This window comes from Mediterraneibacter faecis, assembly GCF_055383675.1.
On the sequence record NZ_AP043803.1, the window covers coordinates 1,555,561 to 1,578,885 of the forward strand.

Below are 23,325 nucleotides of genomic sequence, written 5' to 3' on the forward strand. Positions count from 1 at the left end.
TGAGGAGGAACTTATGGCACTTGAAAAGATTCAAAAGGCCAACGATATAAAAGAACTGACAGAGGAAGAGCTGAAAGAATTATCGGATGAGATCCGGCAGTTTTTGATTGAAAAGATCAGTGTGACCGGAGGACATCTGGCATCCAATCTCGGAGTTGTTGAGCTTACGATGGCATTACATAAAGTACTTCATTTCCCAGAGGATAAACTGATCTGGGATGTGGGACATCAGTCTTATACACACAAGCTTCTGACAGGAAGAAAAGAAGGATTTGATGATCTTAGAAAATACGGAGGAATGAGTGGATTCCCTAAGAGAAAAGAAAGTAAATGTGATGCGTTTGATACAGGACACAGTTCAACTTCAATCTCAGCAGGGCTTGGTTATGTGGCCGCAAGAGAGCTTCAACAGGAGCATTATAACGTTGTATCTGTGATAGGAGATGGTTCTATGACCGGCGGTATGGCATATGAAGCATTGAATAACGCTTCCAGATTGAAAAGTAATTTTATTATTGTACTCAATGATAATAATATGTCCATTTCCAAGAATGTTGGCGGTATGTCAAATTACCTGAATGGGCTTCGGACGACACAGGTATACTCAGACCTGAAGAGAGGTGTCGAAGATACGATTAAGAGAATTCCCGGCAGAGGAGAACGGATCGTCCATCAGGTGAAGAAGACGAAGAGCGGGATCAAACAATTATTTGTTCCGGGAATGTTTTTTGAGGATATGGGAATTACATATCTGGGTCCTGTAGACGGACATGATCTGAAGACATTAACAAAGACATTGAATGAAGCAAAACGGGTAAATCATGCAGTTCTTGTACATGTTGTGACGAAGAAGGGAAAAGGTTATCTTCCGGCAGAGACGAATCCGTCAAAATTCCATGGAACAGGACCTTTTGATGTGACAACAGGAGAAACGATCGGAGGATCGGGGAAGGATTCTTATACAGATATTTTTTCCAAGGTGCTTGCAGATATCGGAAAGAAGGACGAGAAGGTTGTAGCTATTACTGCAGCAATGGCAGACGGAACAGGACTTTCCAGATTCGCAAAGCTATTTCCGGAAAGATTCTTTGATGTAGGAATTGCAGAAGAGCATGCGATGACATTTGCGGCAGGACTTGCTGCAGGGGGAATGAAGCCTGTTTTTGCGGTGTATTCATCTTTCTTACAGAGAGCATTTGACCAGACGATCCATGATGTCTGTCTTCAGAATCTGCCGGTTGTGATTGCAGTGGACCGCGCAGGTCTTGTTGGAAGTGACGGAGAGACACATCAGGGAGTCTTTGACTTATCATTTTTATCATCGATCCCGAATCTTTCAATCCTGTCACCAAAGAACCGCTGGGAGATGGCAGATATGGTGCGCTTTGCAGTGGATTTTCAGTACCCGGTTGCGCTTCGTTATCCAAGAGGAGAAGCATACGAAGGGCTGAAGGAATTCCGTGCTCCGATCGAATATGGAAAGAGTGAGCTTCTATATGAAGAGAGTGAGATCGCGGTAATGTTTGTCGGACATATGTCTTTCCTTGCAGAACAGGTGCGTGAGGATCTTAAGGCAGCAGGGTATCAGTGTAGTCTGATCAATGCAAGATTTGTGAAACCTCTGGATACAGAGAGGATCCGGAAAATTTCAGAAAATCACAGGATCCTTGTGACAATCGAGGAAAATGTGCTTACAGGTGGATTTGGTGAGCAGGTAGAAGATTTTGTGATGCGTGAGGGTATCCCATTGAAAGTTCGCACAATCGGTATTTCAGATGATTATGTTGAACATGGAAATGTAGATGTCTTAAGAAAAGAAGTTGGTCTCGACAGAGAGAGTATTGTAAAAAAGATCATTGCAGATGATCGGAGAATAAAGGAAGAAAAGTAACATGAAAGAACGTTTGGATGTATTGCTCGTAAAGAGAAATCTGGCGGATTCCAGAGAAAAAGCAAAAGCAATTATTATGTCAGGAAATGTATTTGTAGAAGGTCAGAGAGAAGATAAGGCCGGAACAACATTTCCAGAGGAGGTAAATATTGAGGTACGCGGACATGTTCTCCCCTATGTGAGCCGTGGAGGTCTTAAGCTTGAGAAAGCAATGAAAGAATTCCATGTAACAGTAGATGGAAAGGTCTGTACAGATGTTGGATCTTCCACTGGCGGATTCACAGACTGTATGCTTCAGAATGGAGCAAAGAAAGTATTTGCCATCGATGTGGGAAGAGGACAGCTGGATTGGAAGCTGCGTCAGGATCCGAGAGTGGTATGTATGGAGAAGACGAATATCCGTTATGTGACTCCGGAAGATCTTGGAGAACCTGTTGATTTTTCGTCGATTGATGTTTCGTTTATCTCTCTCACAAAAGTGCTTGGTGCAATCAGAGCATATCTGACAGATGATGGAGAGATCGTAGCATTGATCAAACCACAGTTTGAAGCAGGACGTGAGAAGGTTGGAAAGAAAGGTGTTGTGCGAGAAAAGAGTACGCATCATGAAGTAATCGAGAAAGTGACAGAATTTGCGGTATCAATTGGATTTTCTGTACTTGAGATCACATTCTCTCCAATCAAGGGACCAGAAGGAAATATCGAATACCTTGTACATTTGAAGAAATGTCCGGAAGAGGAAGCAAAGATTGAGACAAAGGAACTGGATCAGGTAGTGGATGAAGCATTCGCTGCTCTGACAAAGTAAAAAGGTGATGGTATGGAATCTTTTTATATCATAACAAATCAATTAAAAGACAGAGATTATTCTGTTACGATTGAGATAAAAGATTATATTGAGAGAAAAGGCAAACGTGTTATTCTTGCTCAAAAGGATGAGGAAGGATTTATTGTTCCGGGAACGATTCCGGAGGACGTTGATTGCGGACTGGTTTTAGGTGGGGATGGAACTCTGATCCGTGCAATACGTGACCTGGAAGGAAATAAACTTCCGCTTCTTGGAATCAATATCGGAACATTGGGGTATTTGGCAGATGTAGAATTGAAAGATTATAAATCTGCGATTGACAGACTTTGCGAGGAAGAGCCTAAAGTTGAGAAACGTATGATGTTGGAGGGGACAATGTCATCCGGTGAAAAAGATCTGGCGGTAAATGATATCGTCCTGACAAGAGAAGGGAATCTTCGTATTGTTCAGTTTAATGTGTATGTGAATGGGACATTGTTGAACACATATCAGGCAGACGGTGTGATCATCTGTACACCGACGGGAAGTACAGGATATAATCTTTCCGCAGGTGGACCGGTGGTAGAGCCAACAGCAAGTCTGATCGTTATCACTCCAATCTGTTCCCATGCACTTAACACGAGCAGTGTGGTGCTTTCAGCAGAGGATGATGTTGAAGTTGAGATTTGCGAGGGTCGTTATGGAAGACAGGAGAAAGTAGCTTTATGTTATGACGGTGCTGTACAGAGGCAATTGGTTAGCGGAGACAGAGTGAAGATCAGAAAATCAGATGCCAAAGCGCATCTAGTAAAATTAAGTGAAGAAAGTTTTATGATAACAATGCGCGAGAAGATGAAAGGAAATTGATACTATGAAAGTGAGCCGACATGCAAAGATAATTGAATTGATCAGTCAGTATGACATAGAGACGCAGGAGGAACTGGCAGAATATCTGAATAATGCCGGTTTCAAGGTCACACAGGCAACGGTATCCAGAGATATCAGAGATCTGAAGCTGACAAAGCTGTCTGTAAACGGTGGGCGTCAGAAGTATATTGTCCATAGACAGGAAGATGACGGAATGAGCGAAAAATATATCCGTGTACTTTGTGACGGATTTGTTTCTATGGATATGGCACAGAATATCCTTGTGATCAAAACAGTTGCCGGAATGGCAATGGCGGTTGCTGCTGCAGTAGATGCAATGAAATGGAATGAAGTGGTCGGATGTATTGCAGGAGATGACACGATCATGTGCGCAATTCGTACAGTTGAAGATACAGCTGTAGTAATGGAGAATATAAGGAAATTGGTTTCAAGGAAAGCATAGGTGACATATGTTACAGAATCTGTATGTGAAAAATCTTGCTTTGATTGATGAAACAGAAGTAGAGTTTGGGGAAGGATTGAATATTCTGACCGGTGAAACCGGAGCAGGAAAGTCAATCCTTCTTGGCTCTGTTACGCTTGCACTGGGTGGAAAATACAATGCACAGATGCTTCGAAACGGGGCAAAAAGCGGATTGGTAGAACTTACTTTTCACATCAAAGAAGAAAAGATTTTAAAGAAGCTGGAGGCCTTGGACATTTATCCGGAAGACGGATATCTGACATTGAGCCGCCGCCTTTTAGAAGGCAGAAGTGTAAGTAAGATTAACGGTGAGACAGTGAATATGAGCGTCCTTAAAGATGTAGCCAGTCTTTTGATCGATATTCATGGACAGCATGATAATCAGACATTGCTTCATCGAAAGAATCATTTAACACTGCTTGATCTTTATGGGAAAGAACAGACGGATCCGTTAAAAGAAAAAATGGCTTCCTGCTATCAGGAATGGAAGGCAGTATGTAAGAAGGTGGAACAATCTTCGCTGGATGAAGAGAGCCGAAGAAGAGAACTTTCTCTTGCTGAATTTGAAGTGAATGAGATTGAAGAAGCAGCTCTTAAAGAAGGTGAAGATGAACTTTTAGAAGAACAGTATCGCAAGATGACAGATAGCAGAAAACTCACAGAAGGAGTTGCAGAAGCGTATCAGTATACTGCAGAGGACGAACGCGGAAATGCAAGTGATTACTTAAGCCGTGCAATCCGAAGCCTTCAGGAAGCAGCATCTTTTGATGAAAAGGGAAGCCAGCTTTATGATCAGATTGTGGAGATCGATAGTCTGCTGAATGATTTTAACCGGGATCTGGCAGAATATGCAAAGAGTTTTGAATATTCGGAAGAAGAGTTTTCAGAAGTTGAGTCCCGCCTGAATGAAGTGAATCATTTAAAGGCAAAATATGGAAATACTATCAGTGATATCCTTGCATATTGTGAGGAAAAAAGACAGAGACTATCGGAACTGGAAGATTACGATTCTTTTATGCAGGAACTTTTGGAGAAGCAGGAGAAAGCAGAAAAGCAGATGGAAAAGGCCGCGATGGAACTGCATGAAGTGCGTGAACAAAACGCAGTTAAATTTGCCGAGGAGATTGTTCATCAGATGTCGGAACTGAATTTCCTGGATGCACGTTTTGAAATTCGTTTGACAGAAGCAAAAAGTTATTCCGCACAAGGAAAAGATGATGCAGAGTTTTATCTGTCGGTTAATCCGGGAGAACCTGTGCGTCCACTGGGGGATGTTGCATCCGGAGGAGAGCTGTCTCGTATTATGCTTGCAATCAAGACTGTACTTGCAGATGAAGAAGATACGCCGACTTTGATATTTGATGAGATTGATAGTGGAATATCAGGAATCACAGCAGGTCGTGTCGGTGAGAGACTGCAGTTGATCGGAAAGAGTCGTCAGGTAATTTGTATTACACATCTTTCACAGATCGCAGCGGCAGCTGATGTTCATTTTTGTATTCATAAAGAAGCAGAAGATAATTCTGTGAGAACACAGATCGAGAGACTTGATCAGGAAGATTCTGTTGCAGAGCTTGCAAGGCTTCTTGGTGGAGCAAATGTAACAGATGGAATTATAGACAGTGCCAGAGAAATGAAAGAACTGGCAAAAAGAGAAAAATAATACCAGTGTGAAAAGAAGAAGATCCACACATACTAAGAGCAGATGTAAACAGCATCTGCTCTTAATATTTGCAAGAGAGGAGTGTGGATCATGAAAGAACGCAGGAAAAGGAATATGAGCAGGACAGGTCTGTTGTTTCTGTTCTGTCTGTTGATGCTATGTGGCTGTACGCATATTACAGAATTTATGGAAAATACAGAAGTCAGTGGCCGGGAGGTGGAAAGTCTGGCTGCGGAAAAGGAAGAAAATACGGTTCTGCTTGGAGGAATGCCGGTTGGAATTTATATGGAAACGGAGGGTGTACTGGTTTTAGACACGGAGAAAATGACAGGTATGGATGGAAAGGAATATACACCTGCGCAGGGTGTGGTAAGTTCCGGTGATTATATTACGGAAGTGAATCACCAGAAGATTGAAGGGAAAAAACAGTTGATGGATCTGGTGGAACATCTGGATGGAGAGAAGGTCCTTCTGACAGTCAGACGTGAAAATACGATATTAGAAAAGAAATTGACTCCTGTGCAGATTTCAAAAGGAAATTATCGCCTGGGAATCTGGGTAAGAGATAATGTACAGGGGCTTGGGACAATCACATTTTTGACAAAAAATAACAGGTTCGCAGCACTGGGACATGGCATTCATGATGTTGATACAAGTACACTTCTTACGATCAAAAGAGGAACGCTTTATAGAACCAGTATTCAGAAAGTGCAAAAGGGAAGCAAAGGGAATCCAGGAACAATGGAAGGGATTATTGTTTATAATCGGTTTCATCAGCTTGGAGTGATTGAGAAAAATACGGATGCGGGTATTTATGGAGAATTAAATTCAGACAGAAGCTGGATAGGAGAAGAGGTTCCTATACAGGTAGCGGAAAAAGAGGAAATAAAGACGGGGGAGGCAAGGATTCGCTGCTACATTGACGGGGAGGTGAAAGAATACTCAATCCGTGTAACGCAAATTGATAAAGAATCTGACCAGGTGAACAAAGGAATGGTAATTCAGGTGACAGATACGGAATTGCTGGAAAAGACAGGGGGCATTATTCAGGGGATGAGTGGGAGTCCCATCATTCAGAATGGAAAACTGATCGGAGCTGTAACTCATGTGTTTGTACAAGATTCGACAAAAGGATACGGTATTTTTATTGAAAATATGTTGAAAGAGGAAGAATCGTGAAAAGGGTCGAAAAGGATGTCGAAATACTACTGCAAGATTTTCTTGAATCCGACAAAAAAGCTGGAATATAATACACAAGTGGTGTAACAAGACAAACGTTCTCAGAAAAAGGAGAGAAGAAGATGGAACATTTGAAAATAGCCATTGCTGATGATAACCAGAAAATTTTGGACCTTTTGGATCGTGTGATCGGGATGGAAAAAGACATGAATCTGGTCGGAAAGGCGAAAAATGGTGAAGAGATGTGTCAGATCATCAAAGATAAACAGCCGGATGTTGTTCTTCTCGACCTGATTATGCCGAAAATGGATGGATTGACGGTTATGGACCGGATCAATCATGACAAAACTGTCAGCAAGCATCCGTATTTTATCGTAATCACAGCAGTTGGGCAAGAAAAGATTACAGAAGATGCTTTTAATAAAGGCGCAAATTACTATATGATGAAACCGTTTCAAAATGAGATGCTGTTAGAACGAATCCGAAGTGCGGGACGGATGCCACACGGTATGGAAACAAGAAACTCTGAGGCGACATCTGAAAACAGAGGAGAAAGTCTGGAGACACGAGTGACAAATATGCTGCATGAAATCGGAATACCGGCTCATATTAAGGGGTATCATTATCTGAGGGATGCGATTATGATGGCGGTAGATGATATGGATGTGCTCAATGCAATCACAAAGATCCTGTATCCAACCGTCGCAAAGAAGTACCAGACAACATCAAGCAGAGTAGAACGTGCGATCCGACATGCGATTGAAGTGGCATGGAGCAGAGGAAAGCTGGACACTCTGGATGAACTTTTTGGGTATACGGTAAGCAATGGAAAAGGGAAACCGACAAATTCTGAATTTATTGCTCTGATCGCAGATACAATACAATTGGAATACAGGCATGGGAAATAAGAAGTAAATTACAATGAGAAATCCTTTGCATTATGATAAAAATGCGGTATAATATTTTATAAGTAATTGCCGAAAGAGGGCAAGTGAAAGTGGAGGATCTAAGTATGAAAAACATTTTGTTCGCTTCATCAGAATGTGTACCATTTATAAAGACCGGAGGTCTTGCTGACGTTGTAGGTTCACTTCCAAAAGATTTTGATAAAGAGAAATATGACTGCCGTGTAGTTTTACCTAAGTACATGTGTATGAAACAGGAGTGGGTAGAGCGCCTGGAGTATATCACAAACTTCTACATGGATTTTGCAGGAGAGAATCGCTATGTCGGAATCTTTAAGACAGAATTAAATGGAGTTACATTTTATTTTATTGATAATGAATTTTATTTTTCAGGATTTGCTCCATATGATGGAGATCCGAAGTGGAATATTGAAAAATTCTCTTTCTTCTGTAAGGCAGTTTTAAGTATTCTTCCGGTTATTGGGTTCCGTCCAGATTTGATTCACTGTCATGACTGGCAGACAGGTTCTGATTCCGGTATATCTGGATAATTTCCGTTTCTTTGGAGAATATTACAGAGGAATCAAGACAGTTATGACAATACATAACCTGAAGTTCCAGGGGGTATGGGATACAAAGACTGTACAGGGAATCACAGGACTTCCGGATTATTATTTTGTTCCGGATAAGCTTGAGGCATATAAAGATGCTAATATGCTCAAAGGCGGTATTGTTTATGCAGATAAGGTGACAACAGTAAGTCACAGCTATGCAGAAGAGATCAAGACACCGTTCTATGGAGAAGGTCTTGACGGACTGATGGCAGCAAGATCAAATGATCTTTGCGGTATTGTGAATGGTCTGGATTACAATGACTGGAATCCGGATACAGATTATAGAATCGCAAAGACATTTAACGTTGAGAATTTCCGGAAAAACAAACCGGTGAATAAGGCTGCTCTTCAGGAAGAACTTGGACTGGATAAAGACAATCATGTAATGTTGATCGGAATCGTTTCCCGTCTGACAGACCAGAAAGGATTTGATCTGATCGATTATATGATGGATGAGATGTGTCAGGATGCAGTACAGATTGCAGTACTTGGAACAGGAGATCCGAAATATGAGAATATGTTCCGTCACTTTGCATGGAAGTATGCAGGAAAGGTTTCAGCGAATATTTTCTATTCCGATGATCTTTCTCACAGACTTTATGCCGGATGTGATGCATTCCTTATGCCATCCTTATTCGAGCCATGCGGACTCAGCCAGCTGATGAGTCTGAGATACGGAACACTTCCGATCGTTCGTGAGACAGGAGGATTGAAAGATACTGTAGAACCGTACAATGAGTTTGAGAAGACAGGTACAGGATTCAGTTTCTCTAATTATAATGCACATGAGATGTTGAACACTGTACGTTATGCAGAAAGAATCTATTATGATAAGAAACGTGACTGGAACAAGATGATCGAGCGCGCGATGACTCAGGATTTCTCATGGATGAATTCTGCAAGACAGTATGAAGATCTGTACAGAAGTCTGATCGGAGAATAAGAATTATAAGAAGTAACAAAGAAGTAATACAAGAGTAACACAAGAGCAAGGAGTAACAGACCCGATGAAAATTATTGACAAACGATAGGAGCTGATTTCTATGGCAAAGATGCCATGCAGTCGGTTCATTATGCACAGAGAGTTTTTGGAACTGAAGAATAGGAGGAGATCAAAAATGAGAGGATTACAGACACCGGTTCGTGCAATTCGAAGACAGGTATTTACAGAAGTTGCCAAGCTTGGATTTAAAGCAAATGCAGAGACATTGGTAGCAGATATGGAAGCAATTCCATATGAAATCGTAGGAGAAGATTCAGAAGTAAAATACCGTGAGAGCATTTATCGTGCAAGAGCAGTCGTAAGAGAAAGACTCCGTCTTGCGATGGGACTTTCCCTTCGTCCGGAGAATAAGCCGGTCCATTTGACAGCGGGAGTTGAGGCCAGTAATATTTCTGAAAAATATTATGAGCCGCCGCTGATGCAGGTGATTCCGTCAGGCTGCGAGAGCTGTGAGGAGAATAAATACGAGGTCAGCAATGTATGTAAGGGCTGCCTTGCACATCCTTGTCAGGAAGTCTGTCCGAGGGGCGCTATTTCCATGGTGAATGGAAAATCCTTTATCGATCAGGATAAATGTATCAAGTGTGGAAAGTGCAAGTCTGTCTGTCCATACGATGCGATTGCCAAGAAGGAGCGTCCTTGCAAGAAAGCTTGTGGAGTGAATGCAATTACATCGGATAAATTAGGACGTGCTTATATTGATGCTGACAAATGTGTTTCCTGCGGAATGTGTATGGTAAGCTGCCCGTTTGGTGCGATCTCTGACAAGTCTCAGATCTTCCAGCTGGCTCGTGCACTTTCAGAAGGAGAAGAGATTGTGGCTGAGGTAGCACCGGCATTTGTTGGTCAGTTTGGACCGAATATTAATGTAAGAAACTTCAAAGCAGCTCTTGAAGAACTCGGATTTTCAGAGACATATGAGGTTGCTCTTGGAGCGGATATCGGAGCAATTGCGGAAGCACATCATTATGTGAATAAAGTGACAACCGGAGAACTTCCATTTCTTCTGACATCCTGTTGTCCATCTTGGGCAATGCTTGCGAAGAAGTTCTTCCCGGATCTGATCGATCAGATCTCACAGGAACTGACTCCGATGGTTGCAACAGCACGAACAATCAAACAGGAACATCCGAATGCAAAGGTTGTATTTATCGGACCTTGTGCAGCAAAGAAGCTGGAAGCTTCCAGACGTACTGTGAGAAGTGATGTGGATTTCGTTGTTACATTTGAAGAATTGCAGGCAATGTTTGATGCGAAGGGAATTGATCTGACAGCTTATGAGGCAGAGTCTTCTTTCCATGATGCGACAGGAGCCGGACGTGGATACGCCTGTGCAGGAGGAGTTGCAAAGGCAATCGAAGAATGTATTAACGAGTATTACCCTGGAACGCAGGTTAATATTGAGCATGCGGAAGGTCTGGCAGAATGTAAGAAGATCCTGACACTTGCCAAAGCCGGAAGAATGAACGGATGTCTGATCGAGGGTATGGGATGTCCTGGCGGATGTGTTGCAGGAGCTGGAACGAATATTCCAATCCCGATTGCGAAGAAGGATGTCGCAGCTTATGTCAAAAACTCAAGTAGGGCACTTCCACCGAAAGAACTGGAAGAAATTGAACTGAAATAAGTAAATATAAGGATAATAACCGGCCTCCGCTTTACAAACGGAGGCTGTTGTGGTATATTACAAAATAGGCTTTTTATGAGCGAAAGAGGAGGATGGATGTATGCAGCCATACGGAGTAAACCAATTAAGAAAAATGTTTTTGGAGTTCTTTGAGAGCAAGGGACATCTTGCAATGAAGAGCTTTTCTTTAGTACCACATAATGATAAGAGTCTTCTCCTGATTAATTCAGGAATGGCTCCGCTGAAACCATATTTCACAGGACAGGAGATCCCGCCGAGAAGAAGAGTGACAACATGTCAGAAATGTATTCGTACAGGAGATATCGAGAATGTCGGTAAGACAGCACGTCACGGTACATTCTTTGAGATGCTTGGAAACTTCTCTTTTGGAGATTATTTCAAGAATGAAGCAATCGAGTGGTCCTGGGAGTTCCTTACAGAAGTTGTGGGACTTGATCCGAACAGATTATATCCTTCAGTATATGAAGATGATGATGAAGCGTTCGAAATCTGGAATAAGAAGATGGGAATTCCGGCAGAGCGTATCTTCCGTTTTGGCAAGGAAGATAACTTCTGGGAGCACGGTTCAGGTCCATGTGGTCCGTGTTCTGAGATTTACTATGACCGTGGAGAAAAATACGGATGTGGAAAACCGGGATGTACAGTAGGATGTGAGTGTGACCGTTACATGGAGATCTGGAATAACGTATTCAGCCAGTTCAACAATGACGGACACGGCAACTATACAGACTTGATTCAGAAGAACATTGATACAGGTATGGGACTTGAGCGTCTTGCCTGTATCGTACAGGATGTAGATTCCATGTTTGATATTGATACAATGAAAGCACTGAGAGATCATGTATGTAACCTCTCCGGCAAGCAGTACGGAATAGATCATGAGACAGATGTTTCTCTGCGTGTTGTTACAGACCATATTCGTTCCGTAACATTTATGGTTTCTGATGGTATCTTACCTTCTAACAGCGGTCGTGGATATGTTCTCCGCCGTCTGTTAAGACGTGCATGCCGTCACGGAAAGCTGCTCGGAATTGACGGAGCATTCCTTGTAAAGCTTGCAACAACTGTAATTGAAGGTTCCAAGGATGGATATCCGGAGCTGGAAGAGAAGAAAGAGTTTATCTTTAATGTAATTGCGAAAGAAGAAGCGAACTTCAATAAGACAATCGATCAGGGACTTGCAATCCTTGCAGATATGGAAGCTGAGATGGAGAAGAATGGAGAGAAAGTTCTTTCCGGAGAGAATGCATTTAAGCTTTATGATACTTATGGATTCCCAATCGACCTGACAAGTGAGATCCTGGAAGAAAAGGGGCTGACTTATGACGAGGAAGGATTCAAGAAAGCACAGGAAGAACAGCGTGCGAAATCAGAAGGAACATTCGGAACTCATTCTTATACAGGAAAAGAAGTTTCTGTATACGATCAGCTGGATGCAGCACTTGAGACAGAATTTGTCGGATATGACAATCTGACATTTGATTCTAAGGTTACAGCTCTTACAACAGAGACAGAAGTTGTTGATGCACTTTCTGATGGAGAAAAGGGAACAATCATCGTTGAGCAGACTCCATTCTATGCAACAATGGGTGGACAGGAAGCTGATAAAGGTGTGATTCGTACAGCCGATGGAGAGTTTGTTGTAGAAGATTGTATTCACCTTGCAGGAACAAAGGTTGGACATGTAGGACATGTTGTAAAAGGAATGATCAAGATTGGTGATGCGGTAACTCTTGAAGTTGACGCAAAGAACCGTGCACTTACAGAAAGAAACCACAGTGCAACACATCTGCTTCAGAAAGCACTTCGTACAGTACTTGGAAGCCATGTAGAGCAGGCAGGATCTTTTGTAAATGCAGACAGACTTCGTTTCGACTTTACACATTTCTCAGCAGTAACACCTGAGGAACTGAAGAAGGTTGAAGAAATTGTGAATGAGCAGATCACAAATGCCCTCGCAGTTGTGACAAAGAACCTTCCAATCGAGGAAGCAAGAAAGACAGGAGCACAGGCTCTGTTTGGTGAGAAATACGGTGATGTTGTACGTGTCGTAGATATGAGCGGATTCTCCGTTGAATTCTGTGGTGGTACACATGTTAAGAATACATCAGAGATCACAGCACTGAAGATTATTTCTGAGAGTGGTGTAGCAGCAGGTGTTCGTCGTATTGAAGCCCTGACATCTGAAGGACTTATGAACTACTATGCTGAGATGGAGCGTCTTCTCAAAGAAGCAGCACAGCTTGTAAAAGCAACTCCGGAGAATCTTGCAGAGAAGATCACACATCTTCAGGCAGAGAACAAGTCTCTGAAGGGAGAAGTTGAGAGTCTTAAGAGCAAGATGGCTCAGAGCGCAGCAGGAGACATCCTTGACCAGGTGAAAGAAGTAAAAGGTGTGAAGCTTCTTGCAGCACAGCTTGACGGTGTTGATATGAATGGACTTCGTGACCTTGGAGACCAGCTCAAAGAGAAGCTTGGCGAAGGTGTGGTTGTACTTGCATCAGGAAATGACGGAAAAGTAAGCCTGATGGCTACAGCAACAGACGGAGCAATGAAGCAGGGAGCACATGCAGGAAATCTTGTGAAAGCAATCGCAGGTCTTGTTGGCGGAGGCGGCGGTGGTCGTCCGAACATGGCTCAGGCAGGTGGAAAGAACCCAGCAGGAATCCCGGATGCACTTGCAAAAGCAGAAGAAGCACTGGCTGATCAGATTAAATAAAGTCATTGTAAAGAGAATCTGTCTGTGGCAGATTCTCTTTTGGGTAGAAGCGAGAAGAAAGTATAAAAAAATCGGTAAAAATCATAAAAAGCAGTTGACGTTTTGAAAAAATATGTTATAATAATATCCAGTGCAATAAATATACCCGAACAGTCGTATGATGCACAATACAAGGCTGGAGGGGAGGTTAGGTGTGAGACTATGTCAAATGTAATCGTTAAAGAAAACGAAACGTTAGATAGCGCCTTACGCAGATTCAAGAGAAACTGTGCAAAGGCTGGTATTCAGCAGGAGATTCGTAAGAGAGAGCACTACGAGAAACCAAGCGTTAGACGTAAAAAGAAATCTGAAGCTGCTAGAAAACGTAAATATAACTAATATGTGCAAATGGACAGAGTACTGGAAACAGTACTCTGTTTTTTATATGTTAGGAAAGTTCTTTCCTAACATATAAAAAACGCTCCGCTAGGGATGCGCACTGCGGCGTACAAGGTAGGTGTCGCAAGCGACCGCCGCAGGCGCAAGAATGTGCCGAGGCACATTCTTTGTTCATATTTCCCTATCTGTTTACTCGACATATAACCTTAAATATGCTGAAAATTGCAATTTGATACATTAGTTCATGCAGTTTTATCAACTTAAAGTGATAAAACTTTAAAATAATGCAATTAATGATTGACAATCTTTCATTTAGCTTATAAAATAAACGAGTAGACAACGGTGTCTGGGGTAACAGATTGCTTGTCAGTCTGTTTTTCTTGTTTTAGAAAAGACATTAGTTGACGAAAGATACAATAGTATCAGGGAGATACGAATCCCAATCTATTTATTCTAGGAGGTAATTAAGATGTCATACGTTGATGAAGTGATTGATTTAGTTGTAAAGAAGAATCCTGCTGAGCCGGAATTCCATCAGGCAGTAAAAGAGGTACTGGAGTCTCTTCGTGTTGTGATTGAAGCAAATGAAGAAAAATTCCGTAAAGAAGCTCTTCTTGAGAGACTGGTAGAGCCTGAGAGACAGATTAAGTTCCGTGTACCGTGGGTAGATGACAAGGGTCAGGTACAGGTTAACACAGGATACCGTGTACAGTTCAGCAGTGCGATCGGACCATACAAGGGAGGTCTTCGTCTTCATCCATCTGTAAACCTTGGTATTATCAAATTCCTCGGTTTTGAGCAGATTTTCAAAAACTCCCTTACAGGACTTCCAATCGGTGGAGGTAAAGGTGGATCTGATTTCGATCCTAAGGGAAAATCTGACAGAGAAGTTATGGCATTCTGCCAGAGCTTTATGACAGAACTTTGCAAATATATTGGTGCTGATACTGATGTTCCAGCAGGAGATATTGGTACAGGCGCAAGAGAGATCGGATATATGTTCGGACAGTACAAGAGAATCCGTGGACTATATGAAGGAGTTCTTACAGGAAAAGGACTTTCCTATGGTGGATCTCTTGCTCGTACAGAGGCTACAGGATATGGTCTTCTGTATCTGACAGACGAACTTCTGAAACTCAATGGTATTGAGCTTGCAGGTAAGACAGTTGCAGTTTCTGGTTCAGGTAACGTTGCAATTTACGCAACTGAGAAAGCACAGAAACTCGGAGCTAAGGTTGTTACAGTAAGTGATTCTACAGGATGGGTATACGATCCGGATGGAATTGATGTTGCAGCTCTCAAAGAGATCAAAGAAGTGAAACGTGCAAGACTTACAGAGTACAAGAACTATCGTCCAAATTCAGAGTACCATGAAGGAAGAGGAGTATGGAATGTTAAAGTTGACATTGCTCTTCCATGTGCTACACAGAATGAGCTTCACCTTGAAGATGCAAAAGCACTTGTTGCAAACGGATGTATCGCAGTATGTGAAGGTGCTAACATGCCTACAACTCTCGAAGCTACAGAGTATCTGCAGGAGAATGGTGTTATCTTTGCACCTGGTAAAGCAGCTAACGCCGGTGGTGTTGCTACATCTGCACTTGAGATGTCTCAGAACAGCGAGCGTCTGAGCTGGACATTCGAAGAAGTAGATGCTAAACTTAAAAACATCATGGTTAACATCTGCCACAACATGGTTGATGCAGCTGAGAGATACGGATTCAAGGGCAACTACGTTGTAGGTGCTAACATTGCCGGATTTGAGAAGGTTGTAGATGCTATGACAGCTCAGGGAATCGTTTAGGATTTAAGAAAATAGATTGAGATTTTCATTGATCGATTGATAGAATAGAAAGGATACCTTATGGATAGAATGTCTGTAAGGTATTCTTTTTATATATTAGGAAAGTGCTTTCCTAATATGCAAAAAACGCTCCGCGATCTTTTAGTGTTAAAATCCTGAAAATATTTCCTAAAAAGAAAATAAAGTTTATTGACATTATCAGGAAAAATGAGTATAGTTTATTTTAGTAAAAGGGAGTAACTGGCGCTTTGAGTAGCGTTTGCGATCCGTCAATACGATGGAAGAAGTCCATCCGGATCGTGATGAAATAGTGAGACTTTTATTGCATGTAAGAAGCGGTGCAATAATTGTCTCTTTTTTTATTCGCACTGCAGATTAATCAGGATTATGGGTCACAAAAGAAGAGTGAACAATAACCAGTTAGGAGGAATGGCAGTGAAAGCATATTATCAATTATCGGGAGAAGAAGTTTTAAGAGAAGTGAATGGCTCGGAAGAACCATTAACAAAAGAACAGATCAGTGAAAATCAAAGGAAATACGGCCCGAATGAACTGACTGAAGGAAAAAAGAAGACAACATTTCAGATTTTTTTGGAGCAATATAAGGATTTTCTGGTGATCATCCTTATTATAGCAGCGATCGCATCAGGATTTATGGGAGATATTGAGAGCGCAGCTGTTATTGTTATCGTGATCACAATGAATGCAATTCTGGGAACTGTGCAGACGGTAAAGGCAGAGTCATCTCTGGCAAGTCTGAAGAAATTATCCGGTCCGGAAGCAAAAGTTCTTCGTGATGGAGTGGTTGTCCCGATTCCGTCTTCAGAAGTTACTGTTGGAGACATTATTATGTTAGAGGCGGGAGACTATATTCCTGCAGATGGACGTATTCTGGAATGTGCAAGCATGAAGGTTGACGAAAGTGCATTGACGGGAGAGAGTCTTGGTGTCGAGAAGACGACAGATGTGATTGAACAGGACGAAGTTCCTCTTGGAGACCGTATTAATATGGTATATTCCGGAAGCTTTCTCACGTATGGAAGAGGTTCTTTTGTAGTTACAGAGATTGGAATGAATACAGAAGTTGGTAAAATTGCAAGTCTTCTGAAGACGACATCTGAGAAGAAGACTCCATTGCAGGTGAACCTGGATCAGTTTGGACAGAAATTATCCATTTTAATTCTTGTATTCTGTGCGATTTTGTTTGGAATCAGTGTTTTCCGTGGTGAGAATATTGGAAATGCATTTCTTTTTGCAGTTGCTCTTGCCGTTGCAGCAATTCCGGAGGCGTTAAGTTCAATCGTTACGATTGTTCTTTCTTTTGGAACGCAGAAAATGGCGAAAGAGCATGCAATTGTTCGAAAACTACAGGCAGTAGAAGGACTGGGAAGTGTATCCATTATCTGTTCAGATAAAACAGGAACCCTGACACAGAATAAGATGACAGTAGAGCATTATTATGTAGATGGCCAGAGCATTTCCGCAGACAAGATCGATCTCCGGGATCCGTCTCAGAGCAGACTCCTTATCAGCAGTATTCTTTGTAATGACTCTACGAATATTGATGGTGTAGAGATCGGAGACCCGACAGAGACAGCACTGATTAATTTAGGAAGCAGTCTTGGTCTTGACCCGGAAGAAGTCAGAGTAAAGTATCCAAGAGAAAGTGAGAATCCATTCGATAGCGACCGTAAGATGATGGCAACAAAGCATTCATTAAACGGAGTGCCAACGATGATTGTCAAAGGAGCAGTTGATGTTCTTTTGAACCGGACAGACTGGGTTGAGATGAACGGGGAGACTCATGAGATCACAGAAGAGACAAGAAGAGTAATCGAAGAGCAGAATCAGAAATACTCAAGAGAGGGATTACGAGTTCTTGCATTTGCTTATAAAGAAGTATCAGATGAGACGGAACTTACGCTGGAGGATGAAGATCATCTGATATTCCTGGGGCTGATCGCAATGATGGATCCGCCGAGAGAAGAGTCAAAAGCTGCTGTAGAAGAGTGTAAATGTGCAGGAATCCGTCCGATTATGATTACAGGAGATCATAAGGTGACAGCTGCTGCCATTGCAAAGAGAATTGGAATTCTTGAAAATGAATCCGAAGCCTGTGAGGGTGCAGAGATTGACAAAATGTCCGATGAAGAACTGAAAGACTTTGTGGAAGGGATTTCTGTTTACGCCAGAGTTTCTCCTGAACACAAGATCCGTATTGTGCGTGCATGGCAGGAAAAAGGAAACATTGTATCCATGACAGGAGATGGTGTGAATGACGCTCCGGCACTGAAACAGGCAGACATAGGAGTGGCGATGGGAATTACCGGAAGCGAAGTGTCAAAAGACGCTGCAGCAATGGTTTTGACAGATGACAATTTTGCGACTATTATTAAAGCAGTAGAGAATGGAAGAAATATATATCGCAATATTAAAGCATCCATTCAGTTTCTGCTTTCGGGAAATTTTGGAGCAATCCTGGCAGTGCTTTATGCTTCACTGATGGCACTTCCGGTACCGTTCGCACCGGTTCATCTGTTGTTCATTAATCTGCTGACAGACAGTCTTCCGGCAATTGCTCTTGGATTGGAACCACATTCGAAAAATGTGATGAAAGAAAAGCCACGACCGATAAATGAATCCATTTTAACGAAAGACTTTTTGATCAATATCGGACTGGAAGGATTATCAATCTGTACCATGGTCATGATTGCATTTACAATTGGATACAAAGACGGTAATGCACTACTTGCAAGTACAATGGCATTTGCAACACTTTGCTGTTCAAGATTGTTCCATGGGTTTAACTGTAAATCAAATCGTCCGGTTGTATTTACAAAAAGAGTCTTTAATAACATTTACCTGATCGGTGCTTTTGTAATTGGAATGATTCTGATCACGCTTGTTGTGACTGTTCCTGGACTGCATAACATCTTTAAAGTGCAGACACTGACATTATCGCAGTTACTTACTGTGTATGGTCTTGCAGCATTGAATCTTCCGATTATACAGATGATAAAGGCAGTTCGTGCAAAATTTAGAAAATAGGAGGAACAACAGTATGAAGAAAGTTGAGAAACCAAAGAAGCCATTAATCTTTTACTATTTGATTGCTTTGATTATTCTCGTGCTTCTTAACACATTTCTTTTTCCGAATATTCTAGGAAAGAATAAGGTGAAAGAAGTCGATTATGGAACCTTTCTTACTATGGTCGAGGGAAAAGAAGTATCAAAAGTAGAGTTGAATGGAGACACTATTTATTTTACAGATAATAGCGAGGAACCGAAATATTATGAGACAACAACGTTTGATGATCCAAACCTGGTAAATCGTCTGGAAGATGCGGGATGTGAATTCGGAAGAGTCGCACAGCAGGAGATGAATCCGCTTCTTAGCTTTTTCCTTGTATGGATTTTACCACTTTTGATCTTCTGGGCATTAGGACAGTGGCTTGCAAAGAAGATGATGGCCAAGATGGGTGGAGGTGCAGCAGGAAATCCGTTCATGCAGTTCGGAAAGAGCAATGCGAAGATTTATGTGGAATCTACAACAGGAATCACTTTCCAGGATGTAGCCGGAGAAGATGAAGCGAAGGAACTGCTGACAGAGATTGTGGATTTTCTTCATAACCCGCAGAAATATACGGAGATCGGTGCAGTATGTCCGAAAGGAGCACTTCTTGTAGGACCTCCGGGAACCGGTAAAACTTTGCTTGCAAAAGCAGTTGCAGGAGAGGCAAATGTACCATTTTTCTCAATCTCTGGTTCAGAATTTGTAGAGATGTTTGTTGGCATGGGAGCTTCTAAAGTACGTGATCTTTTCAAACAGGCGAATGAAAAAGCACCTTGTATTGTATTTATTGATGAGATTGATACAATCGGTAAAAAGAGAGATAATGCAGGATATGGTGGAAATGATGAGCGTGAGCAGACATTGAACCAGTTGCTGACAGAGATGGATGGATTCGATGCATCTAAGGGTGTTGTGATCCTTGCTGCGACGAACCGACCGGACAGCCTTGATCCGGCACTTCTCCGTCCGGGAAGATTTGACCGCCGTATTCCGGTGGAACTTCCGGATCTTAAAGGGCGTGAAGAGATTCTGAAAGTTCACGCGAAGAAAGTAAGACTTGGAGATGACATTGACTTTAATGCAATCGCAAGAGCTGCATCAGGAGCATCAGGAGCAGAGCTTGCAAATATGGTAAATGAAGCGGCACTACGCGCAGTCAGAGAGAATCGTAAATATGTAACGCAGGCAGATCTTGAAGAAAGTATTGAAACTGTTATCGCCGGATATCAGAAGAAGAATCAGGTACTTTCTTCCAAGGAAAAATTAATTGTTTCTTATCATGAAATCGGTCATGCGTTGGTAGCAGCATTACAGACGAATTCGGCACCGGTTACAAAGATCACGATCATTCCGCGTACATCAGGTGCCTTGGGATATACAATGCAGGTTGAATCAGAAGAACGGAATCTGATGACACAGGAAGAGCTGATCAACAAGATCGCGACACTGACCGGAGGAAGATGCGCAGAAAAACTGATTTTTAATTCTATTACAACAGGCGCATCGAATGATATCGAGCAGGCAACAAAGCTTGCAAGAGCAATGATCACGCGTTATGGAATGAGTGACCGGTTTGGTATGGTTGCTCTTGAGACGCAGAACAATCCATATCTGGGAGGAGACAGCAGTTTAAGTTGTTCACCACAGACAGCAGCAGATATTGATCAGATGGTTGTAGATACCGTAAAACACGGATATGATACAGCGATGGAACTTTTGGAGAAAAACCAGAAGAAACTTCATGAGCTTGCAAAATACCTGTATGAGAAAGAAACAATTACAGGAGAAGAATTTATGCAGATTTTGACGAGAACGGAGACGTTGGAAGAAGCAGAAGGGAAGTAACAGATGGCAAGAAGCAGAAACAAGAAAACAGAGATTGAAGAAGAAATAGAGAAGCGGATACCGACAACCCGTTACAATCCGGATTATAAAGTCGGATTGACAGCACAGCAGGTGCAGGAGCACAGACTTCATGGCTGGGTAAACAGGGCAGTTGATCCTCCATCGAAGACAACGAAAGAGATTGTACATGAGAATGTATTTACTTACTTTAACTTAATCTTTCTTGTTCTGGCTATTTTGTTATGTCTGGTTGGATCCTTCCGGGATCTGACCTTTCTTCCGGTTATTATTGCAAATACGTTGATCGGTATTATACAGGAAGTGCGTGCCAAAAAAGTGCTGGATAATCTAACCATGCTAAATGCACCGAAAGCGACTGTAGTGCGAGATGGTAAAAGATCGTTGATTGATGCAGAAGAGTTGGTAGTTGATGATATTGTCATATTTAAAGCCGGCGCGCAGGTATGTGCGGATGCACAGGTTTGTGCAGGTGAAGTACAGGTAAATGAATCTCTGCTGACAGGCGAGTCTGATGAGATTACAAAACATGCCGGAGATCAGCTGATGTCAGGAAGTTTTATTATTTCCGGTCAATGTCATGCAAGACTTGATAAAGTCGGTGAAGATTCTTATATTTCAAAGCTTACACTGGAAGCAAAAGAAATGCAGAATGGTGAGCGGTCAGAGATGATCCGCTCGCTAGATAAATTGGTTAAATGCGTCGGTGTGGCAATCATTCCGATTGGAATCATACTCGTTGCACAGTCTCTGGTATTCCAGAATGCATCATTCCATTCAAGTATTACGTCAATGGTAGCGGCTGTGATCGGAATGATTCCAGAGGGACTTTACCTTCTTGCAAGCGTTGCACTTGCTGTCAGTTCAATCCGGCTTGCACAGCAGAAAGTATTGCTTCATGATATGAAATGTATTGAGACACTTGCGCGTGTTGATGTACTTTGTGTAGATAAGACGGGTACGATCACAGGAAATACGATGAAAGTACAGGAACTTATTCCAACGGAGCAGTACGATACGGAAAAGATGGGATCTCTTCGTCTTATGGTCGGAGATTTTGTTTCAGCTATGACAAACGATAATATCACAATGGCTGCAATGAAAGAATATTTTACACATTCTTCAGGCGCAAAAGCAATTTCCAAGACAGGATTTTCATCTGCGACAAAGTACAGCAGTGCTACATTTGAAGATAAGACATATGTTCTTGGAGCGCCGGAATTTGTACTTCTGGATGATTACGAGCAACATAAGGAAAAAATCACAGAGCTTGCATCTACAGGTGCCCGTGTTCTTGTATTTGGTACTTATGCAGCGGAGATTGATGGAAAAGCACTGACAGAGCCGGTAACACCGTTGGGCTATATCTTACTTGCGAATCCAATCCGTGAGGCGGCAAAAGAAACATTCCAGTACTTTGCAGAGCAGGGAGTTGAAGTGAAAGTTATTTCTGGAGATAATCCGGTTACAGTTTCCAAGGTTGCAAAAACAGCAGGAATTAAAAATGCTGAGAATTATGTGGATGCATCAAGTCTTGAGACAGAAGAAGATATTAAGAAAGCGATTCTTGAGAAGACAGTGTTTGGACGTGTAACTCCAAACCAGAAACGACAGTTTGTTCAGGCACTTAAAGAGGCTGGGAAAACAGTTGCTATGACAGGAGATGGAGTAAATGATGTCCTTGCTTTGAAGGATGCAGACTGCAGTATTGCAATGGCATCAGGAAGCGAGGCAGCGGCACAGGCTTCTCAAATCGTACTTCTGGAGTCAGATTTCTCTTGTATGCCGCAGGTTGTATTAGAAGGAAGAAGAGTAGTCAATAATATCCAGCGTTCGGCGAGCCTGTTCCTGGTTAAGAATATATTCTCTTTCCTGCTGAGTCTTTTCTCGGTAGTATTTATGTTTACTTATCCACTGGAACCATCACAGGTATCACTGATCAGTATGTTTACAATCGGCATTCCGGCGTTCTTCCTTGCACTTGAGCCGAACAAGAATATCATTAAAGGACATTTCCTGACGAATGTATTCCTGAAAGCACTCCCGGCAGCACTTACAGATGCATTGGCGGTTGGGGCACTGGTTGTCTTTGGAAAGACATTTGGAGTAGGAGAGCAGGATATCTCAACAGCAGCAACGATGCTTCTGGCAATTGTAGGATTTATGATCCTCTATAAGATCAGTGCACCGATGAATAAGCTTCGTGCAGGCATTCTTGGCGGATGTATCGCAGGATTATTATTCTGTAGTATTTATTTGAATCAGCTGTTTGCGATTAGCGGAATGACAACAAAGTGTATCATGCTTTTTGTTGTATTTGCGATCGCAACAGAGCCGGTACTTCGTTATCTTACGATTCTTCTTGGAAAAGGAAGATTCTATTACAGACGTTTGCGCGGAAAAACGCCGTTAGAGGAAGAAGCATAATGTGCAGTGAAAAATAAGAA

14 protein-coding genes and 1 pseudogene are annotated in these 23,325 nt (G+C 42.1%); all 15 read left to right on the forward strand.

Annotated features, from left to right (window positions below; all coding sequences use genetic code 11):
• The first annotated feature begins 13 nt into the window (after positions 1-13).
• The 15 genes and pseudogenes from dxs to ACZ47Z_RS07430 all read left to right on the forward strand — a co-directional run bounded on the left by dxs (position 14) and on the right by ACZ47Z_RS07430 (position 23,305).
• Positions 14-1,891, forward strand: a complete 1,878-nt coding sequence (dxs, locus tag ACZ47Z_RS07360) for a 1-deoxy-D-xylulose-5-phosphate synthase (protein ID WP_464526020.1) — start codon at positions 14-16, stop codon at positions 1,889-1,891.
• Position 1,892: 1 nt separating this feature from the next.
• On the forward strand, positions 1,893-2,699 hold the full coding sequence (locus ACZ47Z_RS07365; RefSeq protein ID WP_464526021.1) for a TlyA family RNA methyltransferase: 807 nt from the start codon (positions 1,893-1,895) through the stop codon (positions 2,697-2,699).
• 12 nt (positions 2,700-2,711) lie between these two features.
• Positions 2,712-3,545, forward strand: a complete 834-nt coding sequence (locus ACZ47Z_RS07370) for an NAD(+)/NADH kinase (RefSeq protein WP_117861221.1) — start codon at positions 2,712-2,714, stop codon at positions 3,543-3,545.
• Between the two features lie 4 nt (positions 3,546-3,549).
• Positions 3,550-4,008: an arginine repressor gene (gene argR, locus ACZ47Z_RS07375; RefSeq protein ID WP_054751164.1), complete on the forward strand. Its 459-nt coding sequence runs from the start codon at positions 3,550-3,552 to the stop codon at positions 4,006-4,008.
• 7 nt (positions 4,009-4,015) lie between these two features.
• Positions 4,016-5,692 carry a DNA repair protein RecN gene (gene recN / locus ACZ47Z_RS07380; protein WP_464526022.1) on the forward strand — a complete coding sequence of 559 codons (1,677 nt, stop codon included), beginning with the start codon at positions 4,016-4,018 and terminating at the stop codon, positions 5,690-5,692.
• A gap of 90 nt (positions 5,693-5,782) precedes the next feature.
• Positions 5,783-6,871 (forward strand): SpoIVB peptidase, encoded by a 1,089-nt coding sequence (gene spoIVB, locus ACZ47Z_RS07385; RefSeq protein WP_118084718.1) that lies wholly within the window; start codon positions 5,783-5,785, stop codon positions 6,869-6,871.
• Positions 6,872-6,993: 122 nt separating this feature from the next.
• Complete coding sequence (spo0A, locus tag ACZ47Z_RS07390) at positions 6,994-7,779, forward strand: sporulation transcription factor Spo0A (protein WP_054751166.1); 786 nt, start codon at positions 6,994-6,996, stop codon at positions 7,777-7,779.
• 104 nt (positions 7,780-7,883) lie between these two features.
• Positions 7,884-9,333 (forward strand): annotated as a pseudogene (glgA, locus tag ACZ47Z_RS07395) (glycogen synthase GlgA).
• Positions 9,334-9,508: 175 nt separating this feature from the next.
• Positions 9,509-11,020, forward strand: coding sequence for a 4Fe-4S dicluster domain-containing protein (locus ACZ47Z_RS07400; RefSeq protein WP_226866299.1), 1,512 nt, complete (start codon positions 9,509-9,511; stop codon positions 11,018-11,020).
• Between the two features lie 100 nt (positions 11,021-11,120).
• Positions 11,121-13,760: an alanine--tRNA ligase gene (alaS, locus tag ACZ47Z_RS07405; RefSeq protein WP_020436275.1), complete on the forward strand. Its 2,640-nt coding sequence runs from the start codon at positions 11,121-11,123 to the stop codon at positions 13,758-13,760.
• A 201-nt stretch (positions 13,761-13,961) separates the two neighbouring features.
• Positions 13,962-14,138 (forward strand): 30S ribosomal protein S21, encoded by a 177-nt coding sequence (gene rpsU, locus ACZ47Z_RS07410; RefSeq protein WP_004054229.1) that lies wholly within the window; start codon positions 13,962-13,964, stop codon positions 14,136-14,138.
• Positions 14,139-14,607: 469 nt separating this feature from the next.
• The gene (gene gdhA / locus ACZ47Z_RS07415) at positions 14,608-15,942 is read left to right on the forward strand and encodes an NADP-specific glutamate dehydrogenase (protein ID WP_054751168.1); all 1,335 of its coding nucleotides are present in this window, start codon (positions 14,608-14,610) and stop codon (positions 15,940-15,942) included.
• A gap of 435 nt (positions 15,943-16,377) precedes the next feature.
• The gene (locus ACZ47Z_RS07420; protein ID WP_319017065.1) at positions 16,378-18,990 is read left to right on the forward strand and encodes a cation-translocating P-type ATPase; all 2,613 of its coding nucleotides are present in this window, start codon (positions 16,378-16,380) and stop codon (positions 18,988-18,990) included.
• Positions 18,991-19,003: 13 nt separating this feature from the next.
• Positions 19,004-20,860, forward strand: coding sequence for an ATP-dependent zinc metalloprotease FtsH (ftsH, locus tag ACZ47Z_RS07425; RefSeq protein ID WP_055165651.1), 1,857 nt, complete (start codon positions 19,004-19,006; stop codon positions 20,858-20,860).
• Between the two features lie 3 nt (positions 20,861-20,863).
• Complete coding sequence (locus tag ACZ47Z_RS07430) at positions 20,864-23,305, forward strand: cation-translocating P-type ATPase (protein WP_054751170.1); 2,442 nt, start codon at positions 20,864-20,866, stop codon at positions 23,303-23,305.
• Positions 23,306-23,325 lie beyond the last annotated feature (20 nt).

Bases quoted from the DNA above. Each gene is read 5' to 3' on its own strand.
- argR (WP_054751164.1), top strand. From the start codon at position 3,550: ATGAAAGTGAGCCGACATGCAAAGATAATTGAATTGATCAGTCAGTAT.
- gdhA (WP_054751168.1), top strand. From the start codon at position 14,608: ATGTCATACGTTGATGAAGTGATTGATTTAGTTGTAAAGAAGAATCCT.
- spo0A (WP_054751166.1), top strand. From the start codon at position 6,994: ATGGAACATTTGAAAATAGCCATTGCTGATGATAACCAGAAAATTTTG.
- ftsH (WP_055165651.1), top strand. From the start codon at position 19,004: ATGAAGAAAGTTGAGAAACCAAAGAAGCCATTAATCTTTTACTATTTG.
- spoIVB (WP_118084718.1), top strand. From the start codon at position 5,783: ATGAAAGAACGCAGGAAAAGGAATATGAGCAGGACAGGTCTGTTGTTT.
- ACZ47Z_RS07430 (WP_054751170.1), top strand. From the start codon at position 20,864: ATGGCAAGAAGCAGAAACAAGAAAACAGAGATTGAAGAAGAAATAGAG.
- ACZ47Z_RS07365 (WP_464526021.1), top strand. From the start codon at position 1,893: ATGAAAGAACGTTTGGATGTATTGCTCGTAAAGAGAAATCTGGCGGAT.
- rpsU (WP_004054229.1), top strand. From the start codon at position 13,962: ATGTCAAATGTAATCGTTAAAGAAAACGAAACGTTAGATAGCGCCTTA.
- recN (WP_464526022.1), top strand. From the start codon at position 4,016: ATGTTACAGAATCTGTATGTGAAAAATCTTGCTTTGATTGATGAAACA.
- ACZ47Z_RS07400 (WP_226866299.1), top strand. From the start codon at position 9,509: ATGAGAGGATTACAGACACCGGTTCGTGCAATTCGAAGACAGGTATTT.
- alaS (WP_020436275.1), top strand. From the start codon at position 11,121: ATGCAGCCATACGGAGTAAACCAATTAAGAAAAATGTTTTTGGAGTTC.
- ACZ47Z_RS07370 (WP_117861221.1), top strand. From the start codon at position 2,712: ATGGAATCTTTTTATATCATAACAAATCAATTAAAAGACAGAGATTAT.
- dxs (WP_464526020.1), top strand. From the start codon at position 14: ATGGCACTTGAAAAGATTCAAAAGGCCAACGATATAAAAGAACTGACA.